At 49.5% G+C, this 16,202-nt stretch carries 13 protein-coding genes; 8 read left to right on the forward strand and 5 right to left on the reverse strand.

Annotated elements, in window-relative coordinates; all coding sequences use genetic code 11:
- The first annotated feature begins 185 nt into the window (after nucleotides 1–185).
- From IE117_RS18740 to IE117_RS18750, 3 genes are all read left to right on the forward strand, one after another.
- The gene (locus IE117_RS18740) at nucleotides 186–3,650 is read left to right on the forward strand and encodes a transglutaminase family protein (protein WP_189566049.1); all 3,465 of its coding nucleotides are present in this window, start codon (nucleotides 186–188) and stop codon (nucleotides 3,648–3,650) included.
- A gap of 106 nt (nucleotides 3,651–3,756) precedes the next feature.
- Nucleotides 3,757–6,327, forward strand: a complete 2,571-nt coding sequence (locus IE117_RS18745) for a circularly permuted type 2 ATP-grasp protein (protein WP_189566050.1) — start codon at nucleotides 3,757–3,759, stop codon at nucleotides 6,325–6,327.
- A complete protein-coding gene (locus IE117_RS18750; protein WP_189566051.1) occupies nucleotides 6,317–7,192 on the forward strand; it encodes a transglutaminase family protein in 876 nt (291 codons plus the stop codon). The genes IE117_RS18745 and IE117_RS18750 overlap by 11 nt, the downstream gene beginning before the upstream one ends.
- 32 nt (nucleotides 7,193–7,224) lie before the next feature.
- Here IE117_RS18750 and IE117_RS18755 read toward each other — a convergent pair whose 3' ends face one another.
- Nucleotides 7,225–7,575: a hypothetical protein gene (locus IE117_RS18755; protein WP_189566052.1), complete on the reverse strand. Its 351-nt coding sequence runs from the start codon at nucleotides 7,573–7,575 to the stop codon at nucleotides 7,225–7,227.
- 192 nt (nucleotides 7,576–7,767) lie between these two features.
- On the opposite strand from IE117_RS18755, the gene IE117_RS18760 reads away from it, so the two are divergent.
- The 4 genes from IE117_RS18760 to IE117_RS18775 all read left to right on the forward strand — a co-directional run bounded on the left by IE117_RS18760 (nucleotide 7,768) and on the right by IE117_RS18775 (nucleotide 11,056).
- Nucleotides 7,768–9,636, forward strand: coding sequence for a mechanosensitive ion channel family protein (locus IE117_RS18760; RefSeq protein ID WP_189566053.1), 1,869 nt, complete (start codon nucleotides 7,768–7,770; stop codon nucleotides 9,634–9,636).
- A 188-nt stretch (nucleotides 9,637–9,824) separates the two neighbouring features.
- A complete protein-coding gene (locus tag IE117_RS18765) occupies nucleotides 9,825–10,010 on the forward strand; it encodes a CsbD family protein (RefSeq protein ID WP_189566054.1) in 186 nt (61 codons plus the stop codon).
- 150 nt (nucleotides 10,011–10,160) lie between these two features.
- On the forward strand, nucleotides 10,161–10,565 hold the full coding sequence (locus IE117_RS18770) for a hypothetical protein (RefSeq protein ID WP_189566055.1): 405 nt from the start codon (nucleotides 10,161–10,163) through the stop codon (nucleotides 10,563–10,565).
- 17 nt (nucleotides 10,566–10,582) lie between these two features.
- Nucleotides 10,583–11,056, forward strand: coding sequence for a hypothetical protein (locus IE117_RS18775; RefSeq protein WP_229581142.1), 474 nt, complete (start codon nucleotides 10,583–10,585; stop codon nucleotides 11,054–11,056).
- Nucleotides 11,057–11,191: 135 nt separating this feature from the next.
- On the opposite strand, the gene fbaA is transcribed toward IE117_RS18775, so the two are convergent.
- Both fbaA and IE117_RS18785 read right to left on the reverse strand, forming a co-directional pair.
- Entirely contained in the window at nucleotides 11,192–12,271 is a 1,080-nt protein-coding gene (gene fbaA / locus IE117_RS18780; RefSeq protein WP_189566057.1) for a class II fructose-bisphosphate aldolase, read from the reverse strand.
- 92 nt (nucleotides 12,272–12,363) lie between these two features.
- A complete protein-coding gene (locus IE117_RS18785) occupies nucleotides 12,364–12,567 on the reverse strand; it encodes a hypothetical protein (RefSeq protein WP_189566058.1) in 204 nt (67 codons plus the stop codon).
- A gap of 186 nt (nucleotides 12,568–12,753) precedes the next feature.
- Between IE117_RS18785 and IE117_RS18790 the strand changes: the two genes are divergently transcribed.
- Complete coding sequence (locus IE117_RS18790) at nucleotides 12,754–14,001, forward strand: hemolysin family protein (RefSeq protein ID WP_189566059.1); 1,248 nt, start codon at nucleotides 12,754–12,756, stop codon at nucleotides 13,999–14,001.
- A 24-nt stretch (nucleotides 14,002–14,025) separates the two neighbouring features.
- Here IE117_RS18790 and IE117_RS18795 read toward each other — a convergent pair whose 3' ends face one another.
- Entirely contained in the window at nucleotides 14,026–14,766 is a 741-nt protein-coding gene (locus IE117_RS18795; protein WP_189566060.1) for a UbiA prenyltransferase family protein, read from the reverse strand.
- Between the two features lie 289 nt (nucleotides 14,767–15,055).
- Nucleotides 15,056–16,201 carry an alpha/beta hydrolase family protein gene (locus IE117_RS18800; protein WP_189566061.1) on the reverse strand — a complete coding sequence of 382 codons (1,146 nt, stop codon included), beginning with the start codon at nucleotides 16,199–16,201 and terminating at the stop codon, nucleotides 15,056–15,058.
- Between the last annotated feature and the right edge of the window lies 1 nt (nucleotide 16,202).

A 16,202-nucleotide genomic window follows, 5' to 3' on the forward strand; every position in this document is an offset into this window, starting at 1 on the left:
GACAGCGAAAATTTCGATTCCCATTTAAAAATCTGTAGTTTCTGGCTTCACAGCTACAAATCATCGCAAATTTTCCCTTCCCTAACGTAAAACCATTTATTTTCGCCAACTTGAAAAATAAATGGGTTTTATAAAGGCTGCATGACCCAAAATCCAACCTAATACTAAGAAAGCTGAAATAAAAAATGGCTATAAAAATTGCGATTTCCCACAAAACCTCCTACAAATTCGACCGCGCAGTCAACCTTTCACCTCACATATTCCGGTTAAGGCCCGCCCCCCATTCGCGGACGCCCATTGAAGGCTATACGTTTAAGGTATTTCCCGAAAACCATTTCATCAACTGGCAGCAAGATCCGTTTGGCAACTACCAGGCCAGGGTAGTTTTTCCGGAGAAGACCGACGAGTTGCGGCTTGAAGTGGAAGTGATCGCCCAGCTAAAGGTAATCAATCCCTTTGATTTTTTTGTAGAAGAATACGCTGAAAAGCACCCTTTCACTTACGACGAAAGCCTGCGAAAAGAGCTCGTTCCTTATCTCGAAAAGGAGGAAATGGGTCCTAAACTGGCCGAGTGGATGGCCACCCACAAGCTGGAAGGCTCGCTTCGGACCACCGACTTTTTCGTGCGTCTTAACCAGCAACTCAACGCCGATATTGGCTACAATATTCGCATGGAGCCGGGGGTGCAATCCACTGAGCATACGCTCACTACCCGCAGCGGTTCCTGCCGCGACTCGGCATGGCTTTTAGTGCAAATCCTGAGACAATTGGGAATTGCGGCTCGCTTCGTATCGGGGTACCTGGTACAATTGACACCTGACATCAAGTCGCTCGATGGTCCGTCGGGCCCGGAAGAAGACTTTACCGACCTGCACGCCTGGGCCGAGGCTTACCTCCCTGGTGCGGGTTGGATCGGCCTTGATCCTACCTCAGGGCTGTTTGCGGGCGAGGGCCACATTCCCCTGTGTTGCACGCCCCATTACAGCAGCGCCGCTCCGGTCACGGGCGCGATGGACCCTTGCGAGGTGACATTCGATTTTGAGAATAAAGTTTTCCGCATTCACGAAGACCCACGCGTAACCAAGCCCTATTCCGAAGCGCAATGGCAGAAGGTGATGGAAGTGGGAAATACGGTCGAAAATGACCTGCAATACCACGACGTTCGAATGACCATGGGCGGCGAACCGACTTTCGTTTCCATTGATGATTTCGAGTCGGACGAGTGGAACTCGGTCGCCGATGGAGCTTTAAAGCGCAAGCTATCCTACGATTTGGCCCTGCGTCTCAAAAAGCGTTTTGCTCACGGTGGTCTGCTGCATTTCGGCCAAGGGAAATGGTATCCAGGGGAACCTTTTCCGCGTTGGCAGTATGCTCTATACTGGCGCACCGACGGGGAGGCGATCTGGAATAACAATGACTTAATTGCTCAGGAAACGGACAATCGTTTCACCCACGAAGATGCCAAAACGTTTTCGGATGAGCTGATCAAGTACCTGGCTGTGAACGCGAATGCACTCTCGCCCGGCTACGAAGACCCATTATATTGGGCTCTGGAAGAAGGCAAAATTCCCGTCAACCTAGACCCGCTAGCCATGGACCTGTCTGATCCGGTAGAGCGGCGTACTCTGGCCGCTCATCTCGAACGCGGGCTAAACAAACCGGTCGGTTACGTTCTGCCGCTGACCTGGGATCACACCAATGATGGCTGGAGAAGTGCGCCCTGGGAATTCCGACGCAATCACTGCTTCCTGATTCCCGGCAATTCCCCAATGGGTATGCGTCTGCCTTTGGAGTCTATCCCTTTTGTGACCAAAGAAAAAACGCCCGAATCGGTAGATCGCTCATTATTTGAAGATTTGCCGGAACTCGAAACCTACGGAGAATCGGTAAGCGAACGTTACGAAGAAAACGTAAACAGCAGTACCACGCAACCGACCATCGAGCCTCCATATGATGTAGCCAATGCATCAGGCGGGGCGGATGCCGTGAAGCTCAATGATGAAAAAGATGGTAAAAAGGAAGATAAGAAGAAAAAAGCCCCACTGTATGAAATAGAAACCATTCGTACGGCATTGTGCATTGAAGCACGGGAAGGTATCATCTACCTGTTCCTCCCGCCGCTTGATTACATTGAACATTATCTGGATCTGATCGCTTCCATTGAAGCTACGGCGCAGAAACTTCAAATGCCTGTCCGTATCGAAGGTTATACGCCACCAAGTGACTACCGGGTGCAAAAACTCGTGGTGTCGCCGGATCCCGGCGTTATCGAGGTGAATATTCACCCTGCTAAATCCTGGCAGGAGATCGTGGACAATACCAACGCGTTGTACGAAGAGGCCTTCCTGGCGCGGCTGGGTACCGAAAAATTCATGGTCGATGGCCGCCATACCGGGACCGGGGGAGGGAACCACGTTACTATCGGAGGCGCTAAACCCGCTGACAGCCCGCTGCTGCGGCGACCTGATCTGCTGCGCAGCCTGATTACTTATTGGCAGCACCATCCGGCGTTGAGCTACTTGTTCGCGGGTTCGTTCGTAGGCCCTACGAGTCAGGCTCCGCGTATTGACGAAGGACGGGATGAGCGGCTGTACGAAGTCGAAATTGCCTTTGATCAAATCCCCAAGCATGGCGAAGTACCCTTCTGGATGACGGATCGGATATTCCGGAATTTATTAGTAGATATCACGGGCAATACCCACCGGACGGAATTCTGCATCGACAAACTATATTCGCCGGACTCTTCCACCGGACGGCTGGGTATTTTGGAATTTAGGGCGTTCGATATGCCGCCGCACAAGCATATGGCGTTGGTACAAAGCCTGCTAGTGCGGGCGCTGGTAGCCAAGTTCTGGCGTGAGCCCTACGAGAAAAAGCTGGTCCGTTGGGGTACTGAACTACACGACCGCTTCCTTCTACCGCATTTTGCCTACCTCGACATGATTGATGTAGTCAACGACCTGAAAGCCGCAGGCTACGCCTTTGACATTTCCTGGTTCGATCCTTTCTTCGAGTTCCGCTTTCCGCACTACGGTACCATTACGGTCGACAATATTCAGTTGGAGATTCGCCTGGGTATCGAACCCTGGCACGTGCTGGGCGAAGAACTTTCCAATAGCGGCACGGCCCGCTTTGTGGATTCATCGCTGGAACGCCTGCAAGTCAAGGTGAGTGGATTTGTTGAAAACCGGCACATACTGGTCTGTAACGGTTGTCGTGTACCACTCCGTAGCAGTGGAACCAAGGGCGAGTATGTCGCGGGTATCCGGTATAAAGCATGGAATCCGCCTTCGGCCCTGCACCCAACCATTGGCGTGGATGCACCGCTCGTTTTCGACATCGTGGATACGTGGAGCAACCGCGTATTGGGTGGCTGTACCTATTTCGTTTCGCATCCCGGTGGACGTAGTTTCGATACCTACCCGGTCAATAGCTACGAAGCCGAATCGCGCCGCATCAGTCGTTTTTGGAATTTTGGACATACACCCGCAGAGAATGAGGAAGTGCCGATCACTCAGAAGTACACGCCTACGATTTCGCGCTTTGTGGCAGAACACAAGAAAGACCTCAGCCCTGATACCCCCGTGGAGTTGGTCAATTTGGAATATCCGACGCTGCTGGATTTACGACAGGCGTGGAAGGGGCGGTAGTTTTACGGCAATTCATTTTCTGATATTTCAGCTGCATTCGTCTGGTCATTGGGTTGTCGGAAAGGCAACTACCAACTACCAAATCGTTTAAACATTTTAAAGAAGAATGTCCCTGGTTTCCACCCACACCACGCTGCTACAAGATTACCGCCTGAAAGTTCGCTCCTATGACGAAGTCCTGGATCGGAATGGAGCGTTGAAACCCCATTGGCAGTTGCTGTTTGCGGCGCTGGAAAAATTAGGGATAAAAGAGGTAGGGGTTCGGAATCAGGAAATTATCACCAAGTTGCAGGAGAATGGGGTCACGTATAGCGTTTATGAAAGCTCGGATGGACTCAACCGTCCCTGGCAGCTCGACCCCATTCCTTTTTTGATTCATCAGAGCGAGTGGCAGGAAATCGCAAAGGGTTTACGCCAGAGGGCTGAGCTTTTGAACTTAATCCTGCAAGACCTTTACGGTCCGCAGACATTAGTCAAAGAAAAGGTTATTCCGCCTGAACTGGTTTATGACAATACGGGCTTTCTGCGGGCCTGTCACGACGTGAAGCTGGCAGGGCGCCATCAATTGGTGAAGTATGCCGTCGATATGGCCAGGGGGCCGGATGGACGGATGTGGGTACTTGACAACCGTACGCAGGCTCCATCCGGTGCGGGCTACACGCTGGAAAACCGAACGGTGATGAGCAAAGTACTGCCTGATCTGGCCGAAAATCTTTTCGTGCGGCGACTTTCCCCTTTTTACCTAAGTACCCAGCAGGCTCTGGCTCGCAACTATGGGAAAGGCAAGGAGGATTTGACCATCGTGTACCTTACGCCCGGTCCCAATAACGAAACCTATTTCGAGCATGCGTACCTGGCGGCCTACTACGGTTATATTTTAGCCCAGGGTGATGACCTTTTGGTGCGTGGCGGTAACGTGTGGCTTAAATCAATTGAAGGCTTACGCAAAGTAGATATAATCCTGCGCCGTATCGACGATGATTTTAGCGATCCTCTCGAATTGCGCTCCGACTCCCGGCTGGGGGTGCCTGGGCTGCTTCACGCGATCAGGATGGGAAAAGTGGCTGTCATTAATCCTCCCGGCACCGGACTGTTGGAAAATAATGCCTTCATGGCATTTATGCACAACGCCAGCCGCCATTTGCTGGGGCAGGAACTGATACTCCCTTCGGTGGCTACCTGGTGGTGTGGGCAGGTAAAAGAGCAAAATTTTGTTCTGGACAATCTTGAACAGCTTATTGTCAAAAAAGTGAATCGACATCGGGATAACCGATCGATTTATGGCCATCAACTTTCTGACGCGCAACTTGACCAGCTCAAACGCGAAATCAGGGCCAACCCAACCCAGTACGTGGCACAGGAAGAGGTCAGTTTCTCCACGACGCCAGCCTATGTAGACGGAACTATTGAGCCGCGCTTCGCTGCCCTTCGTGCGTACCTTATTGGCACGGAGAATGGCTACGAGGTGATGCCGGGCGGCCTGACGCGCAGCTCCCCCGAAGCAGGGCGGTTTACATTCTCCAACCAATACGGGGGGATTTCCAAAGATACCTGGATCGTGGGCGATGAGGTAGAACACGCTCAGGAGCACATCGTACTCCCCACTTCAACTCAATACCGCAAGGCCAGTTCGTTACCGAGTCGTAGCGCCGATAATCTTTTCTGGGTAGGCCGCTACGGCGAGCGGGTACTTGCCACTAATGCTTTTATCAACATTGTGCTGAACGCCCTGAACATTCACCAAAATTATGGGGGGCAAAACGAGCACATCGCCTGGCTGCTGCGGTCATTGACGCATCTTACGCTTACCTACCCTGGCTTTGTGGTTGACGGTGAGGCCGAAGCTACTTTGTTGGAAAATCCGATTCGCGAGCTCAACGATTTGGTACTGAATGTGAAGCGGGCGGGTAGCATTGGCTCATCGGTAGAACGATTTTTACGGGCCATAAAGTCAGTACGCGATCAGTGGAATCCCGAAATCTGGCGGGCCATCGACCTGGTCGAAGGTAGTTTGGTCAGGATAAAGACCTTGAAAAAGGAACAGGCCGACCACCGCGCCATTCAGAAAGACCTGGACCGCCTGTATGGCAGAATGTTTACGTTTTATGGAACAGTGTCGGAAACCATGTCGCGCGACAATGCCTACTACCTCCTAAAGAGCGGCAAACTCATTGAGCGCATCCTTTCCCGGGTGAGCGTCATCCGTTCTTCTTTTGCCTTTCGTAATCCCGAATACGTCGAAAATGAGTTGCTGGAAGCCCTGCTCAACTACCACCATCTGCTTGGCAGATTCCGCAATACCTACCGCTCCCAGATTACCTTGAGCGCGGCACTGGACATGGTACTTATGGAAGCCAATTCGCCTTATGCCCTGGCTTACCAATTCGATGCGTTGGGGAGATGTCTGGATCGGTTGCCTGGAAGCCAAGAGCGTCTCAATAATGCTCAGAAGGCTGTACTTGAAGCAACTGCCAAAATCAAATTGGCCAATGTGGTCGAACTTTGTGAATACGACGAAGAGTCCAACTTCCGGAAAAACCTGGATGACCTGATGGGGGAGATCACGGCGCTGACTTTTACCGCATCCGAAAGCATTTCCAACCTTTATTTCAGTCACGTAGCCATTCAATCCTCTTTTTTCGGGGGTGGTAATCCCAGCGATAAGCATGAGGTATAATCTGATCCACAGTACTCTTTATGAGTACAAACAGTCAGTCAGCAGCTATCACAGCATTACCTGCCTGTGTCCGCGCACGACACCGAATCAGGTGTTGGGAGAATTTACGTTGACCGTTACGCCTGAACCCGCCGAGCTGACCGAGCGAACGGATTTTTTCGGGAATACGGTGCATTACTTTTCGATACAAAAACCCCACAGACAGCTTCGCGTCATTGCGCAGAGCAGCGTTGAGAGTATTTATTTGAATCCTGAGCTTCCGATTGTCAAGTCTGCTACCTGCCGGGAAGCTGCTGGGGCATTTCAAATGGACATTGGCCTGAAGAGTGAGGTGTTGCAGTATTTGTTACCCAGTCCGTTCGTTTATTGGGATGATGATATCCGTCGCTATGCGCGCGATTGTTTTCCGGCCGATAGATCACTCTACGAGTCCGTTGTGGATTTTTGTGGGAAGATATTCAGGGAATTTACCTTCGACTCCAAATTCTCCACAGTGAATACCCCGATAAAAACGGTTCTACGGGAAAAAAAAGGTGTTTGCCAGGATTTCTCGCATTTAGCCATTGCGGGACTACGCAGCCTGGGATTCCCGGCCCGTTATGTGAGCGGCTACCTGGAAACTTTACCCCCGCCCGGCAAGAAAAAACTCCAAGGTTCAGATGCTTCTCATGCCTGGATTTCGGCCTATATCCCCGGCATTGGCTGGTGCGACTTCGATCCGACAAATGACGTCGTTCCCCGCGAGCGACACCTGACCACTGCCTGGGGCCGTGACTACGGAGACGTGCCTCCATTGAAAGGTATATTGTTCAGCTCCGGTAGGCAAAAGCTGAGGGTGGAAGTGGATGTTTTGCCGGTGGGGTAACCGCACGTTCCCGACACACATTCCGGCGTTTCTTACCTGTATTTGACAGCTTTCACCACCACATAAGCATCTCCCCAAGACCAGAAACTGGTGCCTTTTCGATCAGAGGAAACCAGTACGACCGCGTCTGCTCCGCATTCGCATGCTTTGCGTTTTGACAAATCAATAGCGCTGGCAGTCGTCTTTTTATCGAACAAAGTCGATCCTGTCTTGCTATCGATCAGGCAAAATAAAACGTACTTTTTGGCCACTTCCTTTTCTTCGGTGTAAAAGTCTATTAAACAACCTGCTTCTTTGGCTGGAAAATTCTTTACTTTTTGAATTCCACTGGAAGCACAGGAGAAAAGGGCGAATACGCAGAAAATGAACAGTGCTGCTTTCATGCTTTCATAGATTTAAAAATGGACGGAATAAAAATGGTCAGGCAAATTCTCCGGCAGGGGTACTTTAAGTTTTACACGTAGGCTACATTTTTTTTGTGTAATCTTTATGATTCAAATGAGTGAATTAGCCAAGATTGCACCGCGACGCATTATATTGATATTTGTCAAGTGAAGACCAACTCCATTCTCCCGATGATCAGAAAACTATTCGTTCAGCAGTTTGCCCTCTTAATGATGACCTGCCTGAGTGTTTTCGGGCAGACCGACTCCACAAGCCAGCAAACGGACTCGCTGACGAGCGCAGCCCTTCGGAATTATAATCTGAAGCTTGCGCAGGTTGAACAGCAGCGACAGGTGGATTCATTGAAGAGAGTCGAATTGGAAGCACGGCTTAACTCTTTAAAAACGACCGATAATTTAAAAAAAGAGGAACTGCAGCAACAACTGCAAGCCCTCAACGACAAGGAGATTCGTCGGATCGCGCAGAAAAAAGCCCGTATCGACTCGCTGAGACAGACCGTGAAATCATATCCGGTAAAGGGATTTTTCGATGACACCTTGTTCGTGATTTATAGCAAATTCGGAAGCTTTTCGGCCAAAGATCGGGCGGAAGCGATTAGCAGCCGTATTCAGAAGCTGAAAGACACTTACGGTTTTCGCACGATCATGCTGAAAGTCGAGGAGGCCGAAACAACCGATGACATCGTATTTGACGAAAGCATTGTGATGAGCGTATCGGAAAACGATGCCATTTGGAATAACAAACCACGCAAAGAGCTCGCCGAGGAGTACCGGCTGATTATCGGGCAGGCGGTAGAAAACTACCTGGCTGAAACCAGCTTTGTAACCCTGGCGAAAGAGTTTGGCTTGGCGTTGCTCGTAATAATCGGGGCGGGGATTTGTATTATGTACCTCATCCGGCTTTTCCGCTGGACGGCCAGCGAAATTCAGGCACAGGAAGGCAAGCGTTTTAATGGTTTCAATATCCGCAATTACTCATTATTTGACGCTAGGCATCAGGTAAACTTCTTTCTCAATATCAACACTATTGTCAAATGGATCCTGATGATCGTGCTGATATACATAGCTTTGCCTCTTCTGTTTGGGATATTTCCCTGGACCGAAGGATTGGCCAACACCTTATTCGGCTATATCCTGGACCCTCTCAAAGATATAGTAAGAAGTGTCTGGGGGTACCTTCCCAACCTGTTCACTATCCTGGTGATCGTCACTGTTTTCATCTACCTCTTGAAGGGGCTAAGGTTTTTAAAAGATGAGGTCGAAAATGGCGATATCCACCTAACGGGTTTTTACCCGGACTGGGCCAATCCTACGTTTCAGATCGTCAGGGTACTTTTGCTCGCCTTTATGCTCATCCTGGTATTTCCGTATCTGCCCAATAGTGACTCCGACATATTCAAGGGAGTTTCTGTGTTTTTGGGGTTCCTTTTCACGTTCGGTTCGGCAGGTTCTCTTTCCAATATTATCGCCGGATTGGTGCTAACCTATATGCGGCTGTTCAAACTTGGCGACCGGGTCAAGATCGGTGATGAAGTGGGGGATGTTATTGAGAAATCGCTGCTCGTCACCCGAATCAGAACTCCTAAAAACGAAATTGTATCGGTGCCCAATTCTACGGTGATGAGTAGTCCGACGGTAAACTACAGTAGCGAGACGCTCAATCAGGGCCTTATCCTGCATACTACGATCACCATTGGCTATGATGTGCCCTGGAAGGACATTCATCAGGCATTACTCACGGCCGCGGATCGTACCGATCTGCTACTGAAAGAGCCAAAGCCTTTTGTTTTGCAAACTAGTCTGGACGATTTCTACGTGGCCTACCAAGTAAACGCCTACACGCGGGAAGCCAACCGGCAGGCGGGCATATACTCTAGCCTGCACCAAAATATTCAGGACTGCTGCAATGAATCAGGCATCGAAATTCTTTCGCCGCATTACCGCGCCGCTAGGGATGGCAGCATGACGACGATTCCCGCAAACTATCTTGACAAGGATTATGAAGCCCCTGGTTTCAATGTAAATCTGAAAAAGAACTAACGGCCTGTACCGCACATCAGGGGGAACGGTGCCGATTTGGGTAAAATCTTGCTCGTTTTTTAAGATAAGCCGTAAGTGAGTTGCATTCGGGACCTGGTACGGTATTTTAAGCGTCATGTAGTAAGATTTGAGGAAGTAAAAATCTTACTACTCTTAAACGAGAATCATTCACTTAGACCCCTGTAACCATGAACGAGCAAACAATAAAAGGCAACTGGAACGAAATGAAAGGTAAGTTGAAGCAGAAGTACGCCGATCTTACTGATGACGATCTAACGTATGCCGAAGGCAAGGAAGACGAGGCTTGGGGTAAAATCCAGCAGAAAGTCGGTAAAACCAAAGACGAGATCAAAAAAGAAATTGCTGATCTATAAAAGCTGTCAGCTTACACTTCATCGATAGAATAGAAGCCCCCGGAGCATCATGCTTCGGGGGCTTATTGTTTGCAGGCTAATTCAGGCAGAGAAGTAAATTTGGCCTTGCTTTCCGCTTTCTTTGTCGCAAGAATAATCTTTTCCCTCCCAATGGCTTTCATCAAGAAACCCTTTTATTTTATTACTCAGAAGGGGTTCCATTATCTTCGTGAAAATGCCAAAATAATCGGTCAGTTCATCCTCACCATTTTTTTTGTAGGCCTGGGAATCTGGTTCATCAAACATGAGCAAGCTGAACTTGTCCAGATCAGGACGCTACTCGCAACCTCGGTGGGAGAATGGGTAGTAGCGGGTGTTATCCTCACCGTAGTCTGCATCGGTATTCAGGGCATGATGTATGTGGCATTATTTGCTGCCATCGGGAGAAAGCTTACGATTGCCGGCATTTATCAGGTTCACCTACCCGGTGGCCATCATTATGGTGACAACTACCAGGCACTCACGGATCAAATTTTTCACGCTGTCAACCTCTGGCATGGGCGAATTGCCCAATGATTTTGAAATACTTCTACATGGTTGCGATAAACTCTCTGCGAAATATTCTGTTTTTGATAGTACTGAGTAGCAATGCCTTTGCGCAGACGGATTCTCAAAGTACCATTGACATCCAACCGATCCTGCATCTTTACGATATTGCCGACCAGACACAGGAAGACATTGCGACGATTCTTGGGCCCCAAAGTAGTCTGAACGCAGAAGATGCGAAAGCTGCAGTTTGTGCCAATTGCCAGAAGTACTCTTACCAGAATGACAGAATAATCATCGAGTATACCAATGACATGGCGGATAGAATCATCATTTGGCCAGAGAAAAATAATAAGGCTGAACTCACGCCATCGCTGCTAGGCTTGCCGAATAAAAAGCCAGATAGCATTCAGGACGGAAAACTGTTATGGAAAGGGTATGATGGTATCCGGGAATTGATTGCGTTTACGGATGGCAATGGAGCTGTAACGTATATTCTGATTAAGGTCATTACGGACTGAGCGCGTTACCGCGGATAAAGTTGGCTGGCCATGCATCTGCCACCGTTGTAGTATTTTCTAGTTGCATCCGGGCCATGAAAAAAGCTGATCGGTTCATACCAATCAGCTTTTTAGCTTTACTGTTTTTTAAAATTTTTAAGCCAGACGGTTCATGCAATTGAGGTCCTCAAAGGCTACCTTCAATCGATCAACCATGCTCTCCTCACCCTTGCGAAGCCACACGCGTGGATCGTAGTACTTTTTGTTTGGGGAGCCCTCACCGTCGGGATTGCCGAGCTGAGTCTGTAGGTAGTGCTCTGTTTTGTGGTAATATTTCAGAATTCCTTCCCAGGTAGCCCACTGCATATCGGTGTCAATGTTCATTTTAACGGCTCCGTATTCGATGGCTTCCCGGATTTCCTCACGCGCTGAACCTGAGCCACCGTGAAAAACAAAATTGACGGGCAGAGAACCCGTGTTGAATTTTTTCTGAATGTACTCCTGCGAATTTTTCAGGATTTTCGGTTCGAGTTTAACGTTACCGGGTTTGTATACCCCGTGTACGTTACCGAAAGCGGCCGCAATGGTGAAGTTGGGCGAAATCTTGCTGAGTTCTTCGTAGGCGTAGGCTACCTCTTCGGGCTGGGTGTAGAGCTTGGAACTGTCCACATCAGTATTGTCCACTCCGTCTTCTTCACCTCCGGTAACCCCCAATTCTATTTCAAGGGTCATGCCTAACTTGGCCATCCGTTCGAAATATTTGGCACATATCTCGATGTTTTCCTCGATGGGTTCCTCCGAAAGGTCGAGCATATGGGAACTGTACAGAGGTATTCCGTGCTGGTCGAAGTACTTTTCACCGGCATCGAGCAGTCCATCGATCCAGGGAAGGAGCTTTTTGGCGCAATGGTCCGTGTGCAGAATAACCGGAACACCATAGTGCGCCGCCATCTGGTGAACGTGCATGGCCCCCGAAATACCCCCGGCAATGGCGGCTTTCTGACCTTCGTTGGACAGGCTTTTACCTGCGTAAAATATAGAGCCTCCGTTGCTGAACTGGATCATAACGGGGCTATTAACTGCTTTGGCTGTCTCAAGCACAGCGTTGACCGAATTGGTGCCCACCACGTTTACGGCTGGTAAAGCATAGTCGTTTTCATTGGCATGACGGAAAATTTCGCTAACTCCTTCGCCAGTTACTACACCGGGCTGAAAGCGGGTTGCTGTATCGTTCATAGTTGGTTTTAAATGATTATTTCAAGAAAAAATTAAGCGTATTTGCAAAAAGAGCAGGGTAGTTGCGAACTGATTATGCAAGTTAAATATTTTTATGCTAATAGGGACGGAGCTGACCCATAAATGGAAGAGCAGCGGTATTTGGCAAACATTTTTTGGCTAATCTGGCTACCTTTGATTTTGTCCGGAAATATAGAAGCTCCGCGAGAAAACAACTGAACAATCACCTTGACTAATTGAATGTCTCCAAAACTCATCAAATCTCTTTTGATTGCATCCGCTCTGGGATTTTTCATTCTTTGGATTTTCGAAATAATACGCACCGATCTGGGCAATAGCTATTGGTTACTTATGCTAAGCTTGACATTATTGCTGGGACATCAGTATTACCGGCTGCGAACCCAACCGCAAGCCAACCCAAAATCACGGGAAACTCAGTCCGTGAAGCGAACTCCCCGTCCACCTAAACGCAGAAAAAAGAAATGACTGTTGTCTATCCGGTTTTGGCCATATTCTTTTTTTTGCTGGCAGGGTACTACGGGGCCGTGCGTGCCATCCTGCTCGATTCACCCCTCGATTGGCTACGGTTGAACCTGGATCGGGTGAACGCCGACCGCCAGCCCATGGAAGAAGAAAGCCGGGCCCAGCAGGTGGCCTATTGGCGACGCATGTTGCGAATGAGCCGCTTATCTTTAATCGCCCTTGGCTGTTTCTTTCTGGTAGCTACCGGGTTCGTTCTGCTTCCCGGTATGGCAGAGATGCCGATTTGGCAATATTTGATCGGGCTGTTCGCGGCGGCAGCACTCATCTGGACTTTTACCTACGTAAGTTGCCTGCGATTGGGCAGGGCTTTCCCCCGGATCGCTTCAATCCGAGCTTTCCCGGTACGATTTGCTGAGTGGGCACTGACTCCTGTATACTGGCTGATCGAACCCTTCCTGTCAAGTCAAAAGCGGGGTGATCTTAATGCAGCGAACAATCTGCCAAACTACGTCCGCAATGATGCTACGGCTGCCGACGATTCCGACGAAGAAGATCATCGGATGGAAGAGAAAATGTTTATCAATGCGCTCGATTTCAAGGATGTTCGCATTCGCGATTGCATGATACCCCGTACCGAAATTACTGCCGTAGCCCTTGACGACGAGATCGAGGATTTGCGGCAGGCGTTTATCAGCAGCGGGCATTCGAAAATTGTCGTTTACCGCGAATCCATCGATGATGTAGTCGGGTATTGTCATTCGCTTGCCCTTTTTCGCAAACCCAAAGACATTGCCTCCATTGTTACTCCCATGTTAATCGTTCCGGAAGCGATGCCGGCCAGTGATTTGATGCTCAGGTTTCTGGAAGTGCGCAAGAGCCTGGCGCTGGTCGTGGATGAATTTGGCGGTACGTCGGGACTGGTGAGTGTAGAAGACGTAGTAGAACAGATATTTGGCGAAATTCAGGACGAATACGATTCGACCGAAGACTGGACCGAACGAAGGATAGATGACGATACGTTCATCTTCAGCGCCCGTCATGAAGTGGAGTACCTGAACGAGAAATACGGCTGGAATTTTCCCGAGGGGGATTATGATACTCTGGCCGGGCTGCTGATTCACGTTCACGGCGACCTGCCGAAAGTCAACGATGTCATTCATTTTGCTCCCTATACTTTTAAAATAATTTCCATGCAGGATACCCGAATCGAGCTGGTGCGGCTGACGGTGGATCGGGTAGAAGAGTAGTGGCAGATTGCCAGACGCGATAGCTTATAATACCAGTCCCGGCAGGAAGAAAACAAGTTCACCCGCGAGCCGGAACCGCTCATCGGTCACTACTTTTTCCGGATTGAGTATCATCCAGTAATGCGCCGCCGTCATCGCGATCAGGATGATCGACAGCCGCTGTACATAGTGGTATTCAGTCAAATAACAGATGGTAAGGCAAACTACCAGGATGACGAGCGAAATTATTTTAAGGACGCGCAGCGTGTTTTTTCGCTGCAGCCAGCGCGCCAGGTTGAAAACCTCACGGTATTTGATGGCTTCAAAATGAGAAAACAGAAGCAGGCTCTGGACCGTGATCAGGTAAAAAATCACCCCCAGCCAAACACTTTCCCACGAAACCTCCATTCCCAAGTACCAGGTACTTCCCCATACTCCCGCTGCATAAATCAGCGAGGTGACGGGCTCTTTTAAGGCTTGCTGGTGACTTTTGACTTTCATTCTGGAAATACCCCAGAGATATAGGCCCACGAAGGCGACCATCCCGAGGCCAAATTCCCATAGCGGTTCGGGTATCAGCCAGGACAAACAGCCAGCCAATAAGAGGGATCCCAATGTAAGACGCCAGATAATTGGCTCGTACTGCTTAATAAACGAGTGCCTTTGCGTGCGGGGTTGCTCGGCCTTGAGATTGTCAAGCAGGTGGTCAAGCGTGTATATTCCCAGGACAACCAATCCTAAAATAACCGTAACCCAGGCATTGATTGGCGTTCGGTTGTCAGGCAAACGACTGGCTGCCAAGTGAGAAAGGATAGCACCTGCCACTACGTCGAGACTTAACCAGTGAAGGTGGGCTGGATGGAATTTGTATAATCGTTGAATAGTAATTGCTTTCTGTTTTCTGAATGATACAGATACCCGCGTAAGGCAAATGAATGGGTCAAATTTTCAAAACTAAAAATCATTATTGCAAATTAAATCTACACTCCCGGCTGGTTTTGTTCGGGGATGAACGTGGGGGCTTGTAAGCCCGGACGCCATGGAGGGTAGTTTGGAATGGTCCTGAGAAGAACCGCTATTTCAGTAAGGCCATAACGGCTTCATCCCCATTAACGGCGCGTTCGGGCCGGGGATGGCTCGTATCGAACACCTCCAAATCAGCGCGATTCAGGACTTTAACCAGATTCTCATCGATCGAACCCGTTTTATCAGTAACCTGGTTCAGGTCAAGGTTGAGGTAACGCGCCATGAACGGGTACATGGCTTTACGCTTAGAGGGGCCGTAGTCGTGCTTTTCGTCAGCGAAATGGGCGTTTTCCACTTTGTTTTTCTCACCGAATAAGGCGTATATCTTCTGCAAATGGGGAAATTCGACCTGAGGCACGTTCGATGTCCAGTCTCCCCCGTCAGAAATCAGGAGCATTGGACGCGGAGCAGCCAGAGCGGCTATCTCCACATTATTGGTCTGGAAACTACCCTTTTTGTGAATTGGCATCCCGCTTTCGCAAGTGCAGCCCCCAAAAAAATGAGCCGACACCATCACGCAGGGGACCGAGACCTTTACACGCTCATCAAGGGCCGTGAGCAAAAAAGTTTGCGTACCTCCTCCTGACTCGCCCGTAACACCGACCCGCTCGGGGTCAACACCAGGTTGCGACATCAAAAAGTCCAGGGCCCGAATGTTGTTTATAGTCTGTAGTTTGAGTGCTTTGGGGATTTTATGATCGCATTGTTTGGACTCCCCGTAGCCGATCATATCCACCGTCAGCACGATGGCGCCCATTCTGGCCAACATGGCGGATCGGATTTGAGCCGGATCGGCGAAGCGCGGATCATTGCCGTGGCCGTGCGGACAGAGGATGGCCGCATAGGATGTCTGCTTTTTAAGTGGGCGGTACAGGTTACCCGTAACGAAAATCCCCGGCATGCTCTCGAAAGCCACATTCTCAACCGTGTAGCCGTTCATGACTTTTTTGCCGTGAACAATCGGTTTGGATGTTGGTTTGGGCGGCAGAGGCAAGAGCTCCATGCCGGCTACCATATTCGTTCGGATCTCGGCAGCTCTGCTTTTCCAATTGTTCAGAGTTATGGGAGCGTTGGTCTTCAAAAATTCCGCTCCCTGCGCCTCGGTGAAGTAGGCTCCCTGGCATAAATCAGTCTGGGCGGTAAGCGGTAAAGACGTGCTTGTTGCAAACAATAAAAAATACAGGGCTCGTTTCATG

Source organism: Persicitalea jodogahamensis, from assembly GCF_014651615.1.
GTDB lineage: Bacteria > Bacteroidota > Bacteroidia > Cytophagales > Spirosomataceae > Persicitalea > Persicitalea jodogahamensis.